A 16,857-nucleotide genomic window follows, 5' to 3' on the forward strand; every position below is an offset into this window, starting at 1 on the left:
GCGTCCCCCGGTACGGCGCTCGTGCGTACCGGGGGACGGTGGTCAGGAGACCAGTTGGCGGTCGGCGGCCTCCTGGATCAGGTCCTTGTCGGTGATGGCCACCGCGTCCGGGATCGCGTCCGGCAGATCGTCCTCAAGGCGGCGGACCGGCCCGTACCGGAAGGCCGCCAGGCCGATCAGCACGGTCACCGCGCCCGCCACGATCGTGAGCAGGCCGATGCCCCGGCCCCGGGCGGCCCCGGCGATCGGGTTGAAGACGTGCTCGACCAGCGGCCCGGCCAACAGGAAGCCGACCGGGACCATGGCCCAGCTGAGCATCAGGTTGGTCGCGATGACCCGGCCCTGAAGGTCCAGGCCGACCTTCTGCTGCACGATCGAGAACCAGTGCGCGTTCAACAGCGCGGTCAGCAGGCCGACGAGGAACAGGCCGATCGCGGGCAGCGCCGGGTGGGGCGCCAGGCCGATGACGGCGAACGCGGCGCCCAGCGCGACGAAGCAGCCCAGGATGCCGTTCGTGCGGCGGGCCAGGCCGCCGGTCACCGTCATGATCACACTGCCGATCACCAGGCCCACGCCGGTCATCGACAGGGCGATGCCGAGCCCGCGGGTGTCGGTGAGGCTGAGCAGCAGCGGTGTGGACAGCACCTCGACCATCGCGAACGGGAAGTTCAGGAACGAGGTGAACAGGATGATCGCCAGCAGCCCGTGCCTGCGGGTGATGTAGCGCCAGCCGCCCGTCACCTCCCGCCAGAACGGCTCCTCCTGCTTCTTGAACAGCGCGTTCGGGAAGCGGACCGCCAGCGTCACGGTGACCGCGAACAGGAAGGAGGACAGGTCGATCACGATGATGCCGCGCAGCCCGATCGCCGCCATGAGCGCCCCGCCCAGCAGCGGCGCCAGCACGGTCCCCGCCGCCTGCCCGAGCTGGGCCATGCCGTTGGCCCTGCCGTAATACCGTTTGGGCACGAGCTGGGCCACCGCCGCCATGTACGCGGGCTGGTGGAAGGCCGTGGAGATCGACCCGACGGCGACGATGACGTAGACGTGCCAGAGTTGCAGCCCGCCCGTCCAGAGCAGCGCGGCGAGCGCGGCGGAGGAGCAGCCGGCCGCCGAGTCGGCGGTGATCATGACGGTCCGGCGGTTCCAGCGGTCGGCGACCGTGCCGGCGATGGGCGCCAGCAGCACGGCGGGCAGCAGCGCCATGACCGAGACGATGGCGAACATCGAGATCGACCGCGTCTGCTGGTAGACCCACAGGCCGAGGCCGAACGTGGTCAGCCCGGTGCCGATCAGCGACACGAGCTGGCCGAAGGCCACCAGGAAGAACGTCTTCAGGCCGGCCTGCTGGAAGCGCGGCGGCAGCGGCGCGGGCGGCCGTTCGCCGCCGCCGAGGATCTCGGCCAGCTCGGGCGCCTGGTGCTTCTGGAAGTAGTGCCCGGCCTTCGGGATGACCTCCAGCGACACCGAGTCGGAGAACGCCTCCCACTCGCGGAAGCGCTCCTCGTACAGCTCGGTGGCGCGGTCGCTCTCGCCGACCACGCACACCAGCGGCGCGGACAGCTTCCTGATCGGTTCCCGGTACAGCTCGGTGTAGTAGTCCTCGCCCTCCTGGGTGTCGCGCAGGAAGACGCCCATGATGAAGTCGCGCTCGCGCGGGTCCAGGTCCTCGGTGAAGAAGCCCATGGCCCGCAGGAACTCCAGGGCCTGCCGCTTGGACGTCCACCGTTCCATGGGGAAGACCCGGCGGAACCAGGCGAACGCCTTGCCGGGCAGGCGCGGCGCCGGGAAGTGGCCGCCGACGACCACCTTCACCAGGTCGACGCCCTCCTCCTCCAGCCGGCGCGCCAGCTCGACGGTGAGCGCGCCGCCCATGCAGTGCCCGTAGAGCAGCAGCGGCCCGCGCACCCGTTCCTTGATCTCCTTGACGCAGCCCTCGACCAGCTCGGTGAAGGGCAGCGCGGGCTCGTCCGGGTTGCCGGTGTCGTGGCCGGGCGGCTCCAGCGCGAGCATCGTGACGTGATCGGGCACCGCCGCCGCCAGCGGCTGGTACGTGATCGCCCCCGCCCCCGCGAACGGCACACAGACCAGCGTCACCGTGGCCGCCGGACGCGGCGGCGTCAGCTCGTGCAACAGCCCGGCGTGCTGGGCCGACCCGTCGAGCGTGGCGAACGCGCGGATCGTCGGGTTCTTGAACAGGTCCAGCACGGTCGCCGGGATCCCGGAGTCGCGTACGGCGCGCACGGCCTTGAAGGAGTCGCCGCCGAGCGCGAAGAAGTCGTCGTCGATGCCGACGCCGTCCACGCCCAGGATGGACGACCACAGCTCGGCCAGCCGCGCCTCGGCGGGGGTGCGCGGCGCCGTCCCCTCGGTCCGCGTCTGGCCCACGGGCTCGGGCAGGGCCTTGCGGTCCACCTTGCCGTTGGGGGTCAGCGGCAGCGCGTCCAGCAGGGTGAAGGACGACGGGATCATGTAGTCGGGCAGCTTGCGCCGCAGGTGCTCGCGCCAGTCGTGCTCGCCGTCGGCGACGAGGTAGGCGGCGATGCTCTTGTCCTCCTCCTCGCCGCGCACCACCACGGCCGCCGAGCCGACCGCCGGATGCGCCAGCAGGAGCGTCTCGATCTCGCCCAGCTCGATCCGGTAGCCGCGCACCTTCACCTGGCCGTCGGCCCGACCGAGGAACTCGATCGTGCCGTCGCCGCGGCGGCGGGCCAGGTCGCCGGTCCGGTAGAGCCGGCTCCCGTCCTGCCAGGTGAGGAACCGCTCGGCCGTCAGCTCCGGCCGGCCCAGGTAGTCGCGGGCCAGGCCCGCCCCACCGATGTACAGCTCGCCGACCACGCCGGTCGGGACGAGCTCCAGCGCGGCGTCGAGCAGCAGGATCCGGGTGTTGGCGATCGGATGGCCGATCGTGATCGGCCCGTCGTCGACCCTGGTGAGCGTGGACCAGATCGTCGTCTCGGTCGGCCCGTACATGTTCCACAGCTCCGACACCCGGCCGCGCAGGTCGGCGGCCAGGTCGGCGGGAAGTGCCTCGCCGCCGCACAGCGCCTTCAGGCCGGCCTTGCCGGCCCAGCCCGCCGACAGCAGCAGCCGCCAGGTCGCCGGGGTGGCCTGCATGACGGTGGCCTCCTCCAGCAGGGCGGCCAGCCGCAGCGGGTCGTAGGCGGCCTCGCGGCTCGCGATCATCACCCGGGCCCCGACGGTGAGCGGCAGGAACAGCTCCAGCACGGAGATGTCGAAGGCGAACGTCGTGACGGCCACCAGCGTGTCCCGCCCGGTCAGTCCGGGCTCGCGGCTCATCGAGTCGAGGAAGTTGACCACCGAGGAGTGCTGGACGCGCACGCCCTTCGGCCGTCCGGTCGAGCCGGAGGTGTACAGGACGTAGCAGGGGTTCTCCGCCGCGGCCAGAGCGGGCGGCCGGGCCGTGCTCTCGCCGGGGAAGCCGTCGTCGGCCAGGAGGAGCTGCCCCTGGTAGGCGGTGTAGCGCCCGGCCAGCTCCCGCTCGGTGACCAGCACGCCGATGCCGGAGTGGCCGAGGATGTAGTCCTGGCGGTCCTCGGGGTACATCGGGTCGAGCGGCACGTACGCGCCGCCCGCCTTCAGCACGCCGAGCAGCGCGACCAGCATCGTGGCCGACCGTTCCATCGCCACGCCGACCAGGGTCTCGGGCCCGACGCCGGCCGACCGCAGCCGGTGGGCGGCCCGGTTGGCCCGCTCCTCCAGCTCCCGGTACGTCAGCGTCTCGCCCTCGAAGACCACGGCCACCGCGTCGGGCGTCCGGTCGGCCTGGGCCTCCACCAGCTCGTGCACGCAGCCGCCGGGCGCCTGGCCGTCCTGGCCGCCGAGCTGTTCGGCCAGCTCCTCGCCAGTGAGGAAGGACAGGCCGGACAGCCGGGTCGCGGGCGCCTCGACGATCGCGCCGAGCAGCAGCTCGTAGTGGCGCAGCAGCCGCCGGGCGGTGCCCTCGTCGTAGAGCGCGGTGTTGTACTCCAGCCTGCACAGCAGCTCGTCGTCCTGCTCGTAGACCTGGAGGGCCAGGTCCACCTGCGCGGTGCCGGTCTCCACGGGCCGCTCGGTCACGGTCAGCCCGGTCATGCCCAGGTCGCTCTGGGGCAGGTTGAGCAGGTTGAACAGCACCTGGAAGAGCGGGTTGCGGGACAGGTCCCTGGGCGGGTTCAGCTCCTCCACGAGCCGTTCGAACGGCACGCCCTGGTGGGCGTACGCGCCGAGCGCGTACTCGCGCACCTGCGCCAGCAGCTCGGTGTACGGCAGGTCGCCGTCGAGCCGGGCGCGCATGACCAGCGTGTTGATGAAGCACCCGGCGACACCCTCGAACTCCGGACGGGTGCGCCCGGCCACCGGCGAGCCGACGCAGATGTCCTCCTGGCCGCTGTAGCGGTACAGCAGCGTGTGCAGCGCGGCCAGCAGCGTCATGTAGAGCGTGGCGCCGCGCTCCTGGCTCAGCCCGCGCAGCCCCTTGGCCAGCTCGGCGGGCAGCACGTGGGCGGCGACCGCGCCCTCGAAGGTCTGCATCGGCGGGCGCGGCCGGTCGGTGGGCAGGTCGAGGCTGTGCGGGGCGCCGCGCAGCCGTTCGCTCCAGAAGCCCAGGTCGATGGCCTGTTCCTGCTGCCAGCGGGCGTAGTCGCGGTAGCCGTACTCGGGTTCGGGCAGCGTCTCGCCGTTGTAGAGGGCGGCCAGCTCGCCCTCCAGCATCGTGATCGTCCAGCCGTCCACGACGATGTGGTGGAAGGCCAGCGACAACACGTGGTGGCCGGGGGCCGTGCGCAGCAGCCGGGCCCGGAACAGCGGGCCGTGCGCCAGGTCGAAGGGCTCGGCCGCGTCCCGGCTCAGGGCGCGTTCGACGTCGTCGCAGTCCTCGACCGGCAGCGGCGTCTCGCCCGGGGGCAGCACGACCTGCACCGGCTCGCCGTCCGGGGCGTGGAAGACGGTCCGCAGCGCCTCGTGCCGCCGGACCAGCTCGCGCAGCGCGCCGTGCAGCAGCTCCACGTCCAGGTCGCCGCGCAGGTCGAGCGCGGTGGCCACGGCGTAGGCGGCCGAGCCGTGCACCTGGTCGATGAACCACATGCGCCGCTGGATGAACGAGACCGGCCCCGGCCCCGGCTCCTCGGCGGCCGGGATCACCTCGGGCCCGGCCGTGGCGGCGACCAGCGCCCGCTGCCCGCCCAGCGTCGGGTGCTCGAAGACCGCCTCGATGGGCAGGCCGAGCCGGGAGGCGAGCTGGGTGGCCACGAGCGAGTCGCCGCCCAGCGCGAAGAAGTCGTCCGAGGGGGCGGCGGGCGTGAGGCCGAGCACGTCGCGCCAGGCCGCGGCCACCGGGTCGAGGTCGTCGGCCGCCACAGCCATCGCCACCGGGACGGCGGCCGGCTCGTGGCGCCGGGCGCGCGGCCCGATCCAGTGGCTGCGCCGCTCGAACGGGTACGTCGGCAGCGGCACCCGCCGCCCGGGAGGCGCGAACGCCGCCCAGTCGACGTCCGCGCCGGTCACCCAGAGCCGTCCGACGCCCTCCAGCAGGGCGGCCGGACCACCCTCGGGCTCGGCGAGCAGGGCGACCGACCGGCCGCCCCGGCGGCGCACCAGCGTGCTCAGCGTGCGGCCGGGGCCGACCTCGGCCACCGCCGCCCCGGCCGTCACCAGGGCCTGCGCGCAGTCGGCGAACCGCACGGCCTCGCGCAGGTGGCGCACCCAGTAGCCGGGGTCGGTGGTCTCGGCGGCGCTCACCCAGCCGCCGGTGACGTTCGACAGGTACGGCACCTCGGGCGCGCGCAGCCGTACCGAGGCGACCTCGGCGGCGAACGCGTCGAGCACCGGGTCGAGCATCGAGGAGTGGAAGGCGTGCGAGGTGCGCAGCGCGCGGCAGGCGACGCCCCGCTCGGTCAGCCGGCGTTCCAGGGCGGCGACGGCGTCCCCTGGACCGGCCACGACGCACGACTCGGGGGTGTTGACCGCGGCCAGCGTCAGGTCGTCGCCGAGCAGGCCGCGCACCTCGTCCTCGGGCAGCGGCACGGCCAGCATCGAGCCGGGCGGCAGGCCCTGGACCAGGCGGCCGCGCGCGGCGACCAGGCGCAGGGCGTCCTCCAGGGTGAGGACGCCGGACAGGCAGGCGGCGACGTACTCGCCGATGCTGTGCCCGGCCATCATCGACGGGCGCACGCCGCGCTCGACGAGGGTGCGGGCGAGAGCGTACTCGGTGACGAACAGCGCGGGCTGGGTGAGCCAGGTCTGGTCGAGGTCGCCGGCCTCGCCGTACAGGGCCTCGCGCAGGTCGAGCCCGAGGTGGGGCTCCAGGATCGCGGCGCAGGTGTCCACGACGGCGCGGAAGACGCCGCCGGACCGGTACAGTCCCGCGCCCATGCCGCGGCGCTGCGCGCCCTGGCCGGGGAAGACGAAGGCGACCTCGCGCGGCAGCGCCTCGCCGGTGATCAGCTCGGCCGTGAGCGCCGCCGGGGCGTCCTCGGCGACCAGCGCGCCGCGGTGCCGCAGCGCGCGGCGGCCGTGCCGCAGGGTGCCGGCGACGTCGCCCAGGTCCAGCTCCGGACGGGTACGCAGGTGCTCGCGCAGCCGCCCGGCCGACTCGGCCAGCGCCGGTTCTGTGGCGGCGGACAGGACGAGCAGGTGCGGCCCCGGCACCGCCTGCGCGGCGGCCGGTTCGGGCGCCTCCTCCAGAACGACGTGGGCGTTCGTGCCGCCCATGCCGAACGCGCTGACGCCCGCCCGGCGCGGCCCCTCGCCCCGCGGCCACCCGGCGCTCTCGGTCGGCACGTGGAACGGGCCGAAGTCGATGCGCGGGTTGGGCGTGCCGAAGTTGACCGTGGGCGGCAGCGTGCGGTGCTTGAGCGCCATCACGGTCTTGATCAGCCCGGCCATGCCGGCCGCCGCGTCGGCGTGCCCGATGTTGGACTTGACCGACCCCAGCGCGATCGGCCGGTCGCCGGTGAAGACCTGCGACAGCGCCGCGACCTCGATCGGGTCGCCGAGTGCGGTGCCCGTGCCGTGCGCCTCGACGTAGCCGATCGTGTCCGGCTCGACGCCGCCCGCCGCCAGGGCCGCGGTGATGACCTCGGCCTGCCCGTCCACGGCGGGGGCGGTGTAGCCGACCTTCCTGGTGCCGTCGTTGTTGACCGCCGAGCCGCGGACGACGGCGTGGATGGTGTCGCCCGCCGCGATCGCGTCCTCCAGGCGCTTGAGCACGACGACGCCCACGCCGCCGGCCCCGATCGTGCCCTGGGCGCCGGCGTCGAAGGGACGGCAGTGGCCGTCCGGCGAGCCGATGCCGCCGCTCTGGAAGACGTAGCCGCGCCGGGTCCAGGCGTTGACCCGCACGCCGCCGGCCAGCGCCATGTCGCAGTCGCCCGCCAGCAGGCTCTGCCGGGCCATGTGCAGCGCGACCAGCGAGGTGGAGCAGGCGCTGTTGACGCTGACGCTCGGCCCGCGCAGGTCCAGCTTGTACGAGGTCCGCGTGGGCAGCGAGTCCTTGTCGTTGGCCAGCATGACCTGGTACTCGCCGACGGCCCTGAGCACGTCCGGCGCGGCCAGCAGGTTCTCGATGAAGTAGCTGCTCATCGCCGAGCCGGCGAAGACGCCGATGTGGCCCGGATGGCGGGCCGGGTCGCAGCCCGCGTCCTCCAGGGCCTCCCAGGCGGTCTCCAGGAACAGGCGCTGCTGCGGGTCGAGGATCTCGGCCTCGCGCGGGGTGAACTCGAACAGCGTGGCGTCGAACAGGTCGATGCCGTCCAGCACCGTGCCCGACCTGACGTAGGCCGGGTCGGCCAGGCGCTCGGGGTCCTCGCCGTCGGCGAGCAGTTCCTCGTCGGTGAAGTCCCGTACGGCCTCGACGCCGTCGCGGATCGCCGCCCAGAACTCCTCGGGGCCGTTCGCGCCGGGGAAGCGGCAGGCCATGCCGACGATGGCCAGGGCGCCGCCCGAGGTCGCCGTGGCGGCGGGGGCCGCCTCCGCGAGGGCGGGGGCGCCGGGGCTCAGGTAGGCCGCCAGCGAGGAGATCGTCGGATACCGGAACAGGTCGGTGACCGTCAGGGCGAAGCGCCTGCGCAGCCGCTCGTGCACCTGGAGGACCAGCATCGAGTGGCCGCCGACCTCGAAGAAGTTGTCGTCGGGCCCGAAGCCGTCGGTGCCCAGCGACTCCCGCCAGGCCCGGGTGACGAGCTGGACGACCTGGTGACGCGGCATGTGCCCGGCCGCCTCGTCGCCGCGCATCGCCGTGGCCAGCACCTGCCGCAGGTCGGCCACCAGGGCGCGGACCGTTCCCGGCCGGTACAGGTCGGTGTTGTACTCGACGAGCCCGTCCAGGGTCTCGCGGACGCCCACGGTGAGGTCGAACTTGGCCGTGCGCTCGGGGATCTCCACCGGCGTGACCGTCAGCCCGGCCAGCTCCAGCTCCGAGGTGGCCTCGGGCAGCATGTTGAACATCGTCTGGAACACCGGGCTGCGGTCCAGGCGGCGTTCGGGGTTGAGCTCCTCCACCAGCCGCTCGAACGGCATCGCCTGGTGGTCGTGGGCGTCGAGCACCGCCTCCTTGACCCGCTCGACGACCTCGGCGAACGACGGGCCGCCCGACAGGTCGGCGCGGACGGCCAGGGTGTTGGTGAAGAACCCGATCAGGCCCTCGTACTCGACCTGGTCGCGGTTGGCGATGGGCGTGCCCACCACCAGGTCGTCCTGGCCGGAGCGGCGGGCGAGCACCACCAGGTAGGCGGCGAACAACACCATGTACGGCGTCGCCCCGAGGCCGCGGCAGTACGCCGCGAACTCCTCGCGCGGCAGGTCCAGCGAGAACGGCAGCTCGGCCCCCGCGTACGTCTGGACCTCGGGACGCGGCAGGTCCGGCGGCAGCTCGGTGACCGGCGGCGCGCCCGTCAGCGTGCCGCGCCAGTGGTCCAGGTCCTCGCCGTGGTCCCGGTCGCGCTGCTCGATCGCGTAGTCGGGGTACTGCCGGGGGAGTGGTGGCAGCTCGCGGCCCTCGTACAGGGCGCTCAGCTCGCGGCGCAGCACGTCGAGGGACCAGGCGTCGGCCACGATGTGGTGCAGGGTCAGGCGCAGGACGTGCCGCCCGTCGTCCTCGCGCTCCAGGCAGGCGCGGACGAGCGGGCCGGTGGTCAGGTCCATCGGCGCGTCGTCGGGGGTGTCGGCCAGGGGGATCGTCAGCGTGTCCGCCACGACCTGGTACGGCCCGTCCTCGTCCATGGCGAACGTGGTGCGCAGGCTCTCGTGCCGGGCCACCAGGGCGTTCAGCGCCCGGTGCAGCGCCTCGCGGTCGAGGGGGCCCTCGACGCGGAAGGCCAGCGGGATCAGGTAGTGGGCGGCCCCGGGCGCGGTCCGGTCCAGGTACCAGGCGCGGAGCTGGGTGAACGACATGGGCAGCCGGTCGGGCCTGGGCCGCCCGGCCGCCTGCTGCCTCTTCTTGCGTAACGCGTCCAGGAGCTGCCTCTGCTGGGCTGACAGGCTCATTGATCACCTTCCATCGAACGCAGCAGTGCCTCGGCCTCTTCGTCGGAGTACGCGGCCACCATCAGATAGAGCTCGGCGGCCGTCTCCACCTCCGGCGAGGCCAGCTCGGCGGCCAGCTCGGCGACGGTCGGGCGGGCGAAGAGCGTGCGCAGCGGCACCCGGACGTCCAGCGCGTCGCGCAGCCGGGAGGCGATCCGGGTGACGTTGAGCGAGTTGCCGCCCAGCTCGAACAGGTTGTCGTGCCGTCCGATCTGCCCGCCCAGCACCTCCTGCCAGACGGCGGCGACGGCCTCCTCCACCGGCGTGGCCGGGGCCGCCGTGACGGCTCGCGCGCCATGGCCGGGCTCGGGCAGGGCCTGCCGGTCCACCTTGCCCGACGGGTTCACCGGCAGGGCCGCCAGCGGCACGTACGTGCTCGGCACCATGTACTCCGGCAGCCGCTCGGCCAGGTACGGCCGCAGCTCGGGCGTGCCGTCGGCGACCACGTACGCCACCAGGGCGCCGTCCCTGACCATGACGAACGCCTCGCGGACGGCCGGATGCCCGGTCAGCACGGCGGCGATCTCGCCCGGCTCGACCCGGTAGCCGCGGATCTTGACCTGGTCGTCGGCGCGGCCCAGGAACTCGATGTCCCCGGCGGCGTCGCGGCGGGCCAGGTCGCCGGTCCGGTAGAGCCGGCGGCCGTCCCGCCAGGTGATGAAACGTTCCCGCGTCAGGTCCGGCCGGCCGTGGTAGCCCCTGGCCAGGCAGGCGCCGCCGAGGTGCAGCTCGCCCGGCACGCCGTCGGGCACCTCCTGGCCCAGCCGGTTCAGGATCGGGGTCTGGACGCCCGGGACGGGCCGGCCGATCGGCGGCAGCCGGGGCCAGTCCTGCGGCGGGCCGGTGAGCGTGTGGGCGATGTCGATGATCGCGCCCTCGGTCGGCCCGTACTGGTTGTGCAGCCGCATCCACGGCCGGATGAACCGTTCGAGCTGCGGGGTGACCTGGAGCTGCTCGCCCGCGGTGATCACCTCGCGCAGCGTCGCGGGCGGCTCGATCCCCGCGCCGGCCAGCGACTGCAACGCCACGAACGGCAGGAAGATGCGTTCCACCCGGTTGGTGGCGATGTGGTCGAGCAGGGCGGCCGGGTCGCGCCGCGTCTCGTCGCCGACCATGACCAGCGTGCCGCCGTACGCCCAGGTGCTGAAGATCTCCTGGACCGAGACGTCGAAGCCGAGCGCGGTGAACTGCAGGCTCCGGTACGCGCCGCTGTGCCAGGCCATCAGGTTGGCGACCGGGCGGTGGGTCATCTCCACGCCCTTGGGCTGTCCGGTCGAGCCCGAGGTGAACAGGATGTAGGCCAGGTCGTCCGGGGTGACCCCGCTGTCCGGCCGGTGGCCGGGACGGCCGTCGAGATCGGTGTCGACGTGCACGGGACGCTCGTGCGGCAGGCTCCCGGCCAGCGCCCGGTGGGTCACCAGGACCGGCGTCTCGACCCGCTCCAGCACCTGGGTGAGGCGGCCCTCGGGGTAGGACGGGTCGAGCGGCACGTACGCGCCGCCCGACTTCAGGATGCCGAGCAGGGCCACGGGCAGGTCGAGTGAGCGCCGTACGTGCAGGGCGACCGGCACCTCCGGGCCCACGCCGAGCTCGCGCAGCAGGTGGGCGAGCTGGTTGGCGCGGCGGTCGAGCTCGGCGTAGGTGAGCGAGGCGCCCTCGAACTCGACGGCGACCGCGTCGGGCGTGCGGTCCGCCTGCTGCTCGAAGAGCCCGTGCAGGCACTGGTCGGGGCCGCGTCCCGGCGGCTCGTGCCCGCGGGCGAGCAGCGCGGAGACCGGCGCGGACGGGTCGGCCGCCACCTGTTCGAGGACGCGCACGTAGTGGCCCAGCAGGCGCTCGGCGCTCGCGCGCTCGAACAGGTCGGCGGCGAACTCCAGGCTCATCTCCTGGCCCTCGGCGTAGAGCACCAGGTCGGCCTTGGCGCCGCCGTTCTCCACCTCCTCCAGCACGCGGAAGGTGACCCCGCCGCCGCGCCGGGCGCCCGGCGGGTCCTGCATCGCGAACATCACGTCGAACGGCGGCCGGCCGTCCGGGCACAGCTCCCTGACGATCTCCTCCAGCGGCACGTCCGTGGGCGTGGCCAGGACCGTCGCCCGCACCTGCGCGAGCAGGCCCTCGAACGTCGGATCGCCCGCCGGCCCGGTCCTGATCGGCAGCGTCTCGACGAAGAAGCCGATCAGGGCGTCGGCGCCGGGCGCCTCCCGGCCGGAGAACGGCACGCCGGTCACCAGGTCGTCCTGGCCGCTGTAGCGGTGCAACAGCGCCTGGAAGGCCGCGAACAGCACCATGAACGGGCTGGCCTGGGCGCGCCTGGCCAGCGACTCCAGCTCGGCGAGCAGCCCGTCCGGCAGCGTCGCGCGCACCCGGGCGCCGCGCCGCAGCGGCTCGGCCGAGCCCGGGCCGTCGCCGGGCAGCGCCAGCCGCTGCGGCGGCGACTCCAGGACCTTCCGCCAGTGCGGCAGCCCGCCGCCCCCGGCCCCGCGCCGGTACGGCCGGGCGGGCTCGGGCAGGCTCTCGCCGGCGTAGAGCCGCGCCAGCTCGTCCAGGAAGACGCCCGCCGACCAGCCGTCGAAGGCGATGTGGTGCACGGTCACCAGCAGCCGGTGCCGGTCGTCGGCCAGCCGCAGCAGCAGCGCCCGCAGCACGGGACCGTTCCCGAGGTCGAACGGGTCGCGGGCGGCGTGCCGGGCCAGCGCGTCCGCGCCGCGCGGGGTGGCGTCCATGACCTTGACGGCGATCGTCGCGGCCGGCTCGACCACGGCGACGGGCTCGCCGTCGTGCTCCTCGTAGCGGGTGCGCAGCGGCGGGTGGCGGCGCACGATCTCGTTGATCGCCCGCTCCAGCCGTCCGGTGTCTAGGGGGCCGTCCAGGGCGAACAGGACGGGAACGTTGTACTGCGAGCCGCCGGGCGCCACCTGGTCGATGAACCACAGGCGGCGCTGCGCGGGGGTGACGCCCCCCTCGGCGGCGGGGGCGGCGGACGTCCGCGGCAGGCCGTCGATCACGCGGGCGAGGGCGGCGACCGTGGGGTGCTCGAAGAGCATCCGGGGCTCGACCGGCCTGCCGAACCGCTCGCAGGCGCGGGCGGCGATGCGCATGGCCAGCAGCGACTGGCCGCCGAGGGCCAGGAAGTCGTCCTCGGCGCCGATCGGCCCGGCGTCGAGGAGGTCCTGCCAGATCTCCGCGAGCGCGGCCTCGGTGGGCGTGCCGGGCGGCGTGATCGCGCGGGCGCGCCGGACCGGGTCGGGCAGCGCGGCACGGTCCACCTTGCCGTTGACGGTCAGCGGCAGCTCGTCCAGGAAGACCCAGGCGGTGGGGATCATGTAGCCGGGCAGGAACCTGCGCAGGTGGGCGCGGATCTCCTGCTCGCCGGCCGGGCCCACGACGTAGGCGACCAGGTCGTCGCCGCGGACGGCCGTGGTCGCCGCCCGCACCCGTGGGTGGCGGGCGAGCACGGTCTCGATCTCGCCCAGCTCGACGCGGTTGCCGCGGATCTTGACCTGGTCGTCCAGCCGTCCCAGGAACTCGAACTCGCCGGCGGCGTTGCGGCGGGCCAGGTCGCCGGTCCGGTAGAGGAGGCGTCCTTCGCCGTCGCGGACGAACCGCTCGGCCGTCAGCTCCGGCAGGTCGAGGTAGCCCAGGCCGACGCACACGCCGCCGAGGTGGATCTCGCCCTCCTCGACCGGCCGCAGCTCCTCGTCCAGCAGGTGGACGGTGACGCCGGGCAGCGGCCTGCCGAGCGCGGGCGGCCGGGTCCGGCCGTCGTGCGGGGGCACCTCGCCGGCGATCGCGTTGACCGCGCACTCGGCCGGGCCGTACAGGTTGACCAGCCGGAACGGCAGGCCGGGGCTCGGGTGGACGGTCAGCCGGTCGCCGCCGGTGCTCAGCGTGGCGAGCCTGGTCCCCTCCGGCCAGGACAGGCCGAGCAGGCCCTCGGCAATGGGGGTGGGCGCGTAACAGGTGGTCAGCTCCCGCTCCACGATCCAGTCGCGCAGCGCGGGCAGCGAGAGCCTGGTGCGCTCGTCGGGGATGACCATCGTGGTCCCCCCGGTCAGGTACATCCAGATCTCCCAGACCGACGGGTCGAAGTTCGGGCTGGTGAGCAGCGGGGCCCGGCCGTCCGTGCCGAAGGTCTCGTGCGACCAGGCGATCAGGTTGGACAGCGCGCGGTGGGGGACCAGCACGCCCTTGGGGGCCCCGGTCGAGCCGGAGGTGTGGATGACGTACGCCAAATCCTCCGGGCCGGGCGCCGCCGTGGACGGCTCGCCGGCGGGCTCGAACGAGTCGATCACCGGGACGCCGTCGGGCACGAGCGAGGCCCGTTCCGGCTCGGTCACCACGGCCGCGGCGCCCGCCAGCATGGCGCGGACCCGCTCGGCGGGCGTGGCCGGGTCGATCGGCGCGAAGGCCAGACCCGCCTTCACGGCGCCGAGCTGGCCCGCGACCTGCCGGATCGACCGGCCCGCCAGCACGGCCACCCAGGGCCGTCCGGCCAGGGCGGACTCGCGCAGCCGAGCGGCCACGCCGTTCGCCAGACGATCCAGCTCGCCGTACGTGAGGTGTTCCTGACCGGCCGAAACGGCGACCCTTTCCGGGGTCGCGCGCAGCCGCTCCTGGTAAAGGTGCAGAACAGATGCCGAGGGGGCTGCATCTGACGTCATTGTCACGCCTGCCGATTGTTGAGTTTTTTGGGACTTTTTGGGCGCGCCGCGGAACAGAATGACCCTGTCGCGAGATGGGTGTCAACCCTCTAGTGAATCACTTGACACAGCCGCGTCCCAGACCCGTGTTCCCCGCCGGCCGGCCTACCCCGGGCCCGCCGCGGGACGGCCCGCGGCGTCCGGTCGCCTGTCCCGCCGGGCGACCGGATCGGCCGGACGACCGGCCGCCGCGCCCCTCACCCCGTCCGGCGTCCCCCGCCGGGAGACCGTTCCGGCGCACCGGCCGCCATTCTTCCGGCCCCTCGCATTACCGATGTTGACCGCCGGACTATCTCCGGGTCAGCGACGTTCTGACCAGAAATCGACGTCCACGGGCGGGCCATTCTCCGGCGCTTCCTTTCGTCTTCTTCGGTTCAGGAACGTTCCGGCTCGTAGTGCAGGCCCACCACGCCGCAGTCGAACGCGCGCGCGGCGACCAGGCGCAGCCTCTGGTAACCCTCGCCCGCCGGGAACAGCGGCAGCCCCTCGCCGATCGCGACCGGGTTGACGAACAGGTGCAGCTCGTCGATCAGCCCCAGCGAGATCAACTGCCGGCCGATCGAGGCGCCGCCGGCCACCATCACGTCGCCGCCGGGCTTGGCCCTCAGCTCGTTGACGGTCTCGGCCAGGTCGCCGCCCGCCACGACGGCGTTCTTCCAGGGCGACTCGGACAGGCTGCGGGAGATGACGACCTTCGGAGTGTTGATCATCTTGTCGATGCCCTCCTCGGTCTCGCCCGCCGGCCGCGACTCCCAGGCCGGGATGAAGCCCTCGGCCAGCCTGCGGCCCAGCACGATGGTGTCGACCGGCTCCCACACCGCCGCCACGTGGGCGTTGATGTCGTCGGTCCAGGGGAACTTCACCCAGTCCATCTCGCCGCCGGGGCCGCCCACGAAGCCGTCCGCGGTGATCTGGAGCTGAAGCTTGACCTTGCGCATTGATCTTTCCCTTCCGGTTCCGCTCTGTGGTCACTACCGTGCCGGAGCATACTTACGGTCTTCTTCCGCCGGGCTTAAGGCCGCCGGGACGGAAACGGAAGGGAAAGTCCGGCGAATGGGACACGGATTCACGAAAGGCGCGCCGCCACTCCCGGAATGCCGGCGGAAATCCCCGGCGAAAGCCGGTCAGGCCCGGCGCCTCCTGGCCGACAACCAGGACGCTCCCCACAGGATCGCGCCGACCACCAGCAGGATCCCGGCGATCTCGTACTGGCCCGACGGACGCCCGGAGGACCACGGCAGCACCAGGTAGAGGCAGGTGACGGTGCCGACCACGGGGAGCACGCGGCCCGCGTTGAAGTGCTCGGTGCCGGTCACGTCCCGGCGCAGGACGAGGACGGCGACGTTGACCGCGGCGAAGACGGCGAGCAGCAGCAGCGAGGTCGTGCCGCCCAGCAGCGCCACGACCGGGCTGTCGGGGACCAGCGAGACGAACGTGATGAGGGCGACCGCGATCACCGTGGTGAACAGGATCGCGGCGTGCGGCGTGCGCCGGGTGGCGTGGACGGCCGACAGGAACGGCGGCAGCACGCCCTGCTTGCTCATCCCGTACAGCAGCCGGCTGGCCATGAGCATGTTGATCAGCGCCGAGTTGGCCACGGCGAACATCGAGATGAACGGCAGCAGGGAGGCGATCGGCACGCCGGGAGCCGCGGTCTGCACCACCGTCACCAGCGGCGTCTCACTCTCGGCGAGCTGCCCGACCGGCACCACGGCGACCGCGCAGACGGACACGAGCACGTAGATCAGCCCGGTGATGCCGATGCCGGCGAACATCATGCGCGGGAAGATCCGGGTCGGGTCCTTGGTCTCCTCGGCCATGTTGACGGAGTCCTCGAAGCCGACCATGGCGAAGAAGGCCAGCGACGTCGCGGCGCTGGCGGCCAGGAACACGTTCTTGTCGGCGGGGGTCTCGAAGGCGACGACGCGGGAGAAGTCGGCATGGCCGCCGGAGATGAAGTACAGGCTGAGCACGATGACCATCAGCAGCCCCGACAGCTCGACCGCGGTCAGCACGACGTTGAGCTTGACGCTCTCGCCGACGCCGCGCAGGTTGACGGCCAGGATCAGCAGCATGAAACCCACGGCGATCAGCAGGATGACGCCGTTGCCCACGTCGAGGCCGAACCCGGTGGCCAGGTTGGCGGCGAAGGCCCGCGACGCCGCCGACGCCGACGTGATGCCCGAGCACATCACCGCGAAGCACACCAGGAACGTCAGCGCGTGCTTGCCGAACGCCTTGTGCACGTAGAGAGCGGCGCCCGCGGCCTGCGGGTACTTCGTGACCAGCTCCAGGTAGGAGCAGGCGGTGATCAGCGCGACGACGAAGGCGATCGTGAAGGGCAACCAGGCCGCGCCGCCCACCTCACCGGCGACCTGGCCGGTCAGGGCGTAGATGCCGGTGCCGAGGATGTCGCCGACGATGAACAGCAGCAACAGGCCGGGGCCCATCACGCGCTTCAGGCTGGGCTGGCCGCTGCCGGCCTCGGGCGGGCTGGGGGGACTGATCTGAGCCATGGGGGTGGTCCTTCTCGTCCGTGAGGATGGCGGGGCTACGTCCCTTGCGCGGGATACCTCCCTTGCGCGGGCGACGGCGAACCCCGGCCGGTCGGCGCGCGCCGCGGCGACCACGTGATCTC

General features: G+C 73.3%; 4 protein-coding genes. All 4 read right to left on the reverse strand.

Annotated features, from left to right (window positions below):
- Nucleotides 1–42: 42 nt before the first annotated feature.
- Complete coding sequence (locus tag ACIHAD_RS31805; protein WP_397358367.1) at nt 43–9,480, reverse strand: amino acid adenylation domain-containing protein; 9,438 nt, start codon at nt 9,478–9,480, stop codon at nt 43–45.
- Nucleotides 9,477–14,180 (reverse strand): amino acid adenylation domain-containing protein, encoded by a 4,704-nt coding sequence (locus ACIHAD_RS31810; RefSeq protein ID WP_397358368.1) that lies wholly within the window; start codon nt 14,178–14,180, stop codon nt 9,477–9,479. The genes ACIHAD_RS31805 and ACIHAD_RS31810 overlap by 4 nt, the downstream gene beginning before the upstream one ends.
- Before the next feature lie 413 nt (nt 14,181–14,593).
- Complete coding sequence (locus tag ACIHAD_RS31815) at nt 14,594–15,157, reverse strand: dihydrofolate reductase family protein (protein WP_397358369.1); 564 nt, start codon at nt 15,155–15,157, stop codon at nt 14,594–14,596.
- 186 nt (nt 15,158–15,343) lie between these two features.
- Nucleotides 15,344–16,735, reverse strand: coding sequence for an APC family permease (locus ACIHAD_RS31820; RefSeq protein ID WP_397358370.1), 1,392 nt, complete (start codon nt 16,733–16,735; stop codon nt 15,344–15,346).
- Nucleotides 16,736–16,857: the final 122 nt, after the last annotated feature.

It is taken from the genome of Nonomuraea sp. NPDC052265 (genome assembly GCF_044547985.1).
Lineage (GTDB): Bacteria > Actinomycetota > Actinomycetes > Streptosporangiales > Streptosporangiaceae > Nonomuraea.

Bases quoted from the DNA above. Each gene is read 5' to 3' on its own strand.
- ACIHAD_RS31805 (WP_397358367.1), bottom strand. From the start codon at position 9,480: ATGAGCCTGTCAGCCCAGCAGAGGCAGCTCCTGGACGCGTTACGCAAG.
- ACIHAD_RS31810 (WP_397358368.1), bottom strand. From the start codon at position 14,180: ATGACGTCAGATGCAGCCCCCTCGGCATCTGTTCTGCACCTTTACCAG.
- ACIHAD_RS31815 (WP_397358369.1), bottom strand. From the start codon at position 15,157: ATGCGCAAGGTCAAGCTTCAGCTCCAGATCACCGCGGACGGCTTCGTG.
- ACIHAD_RS31820 (WP_397358370.1), bottom strand. From the start codon at position 16,735: ATGGCTCAGATCAGTCCCCCCAGCCCGCCCGAGGCCGGCAGCGGCCAG.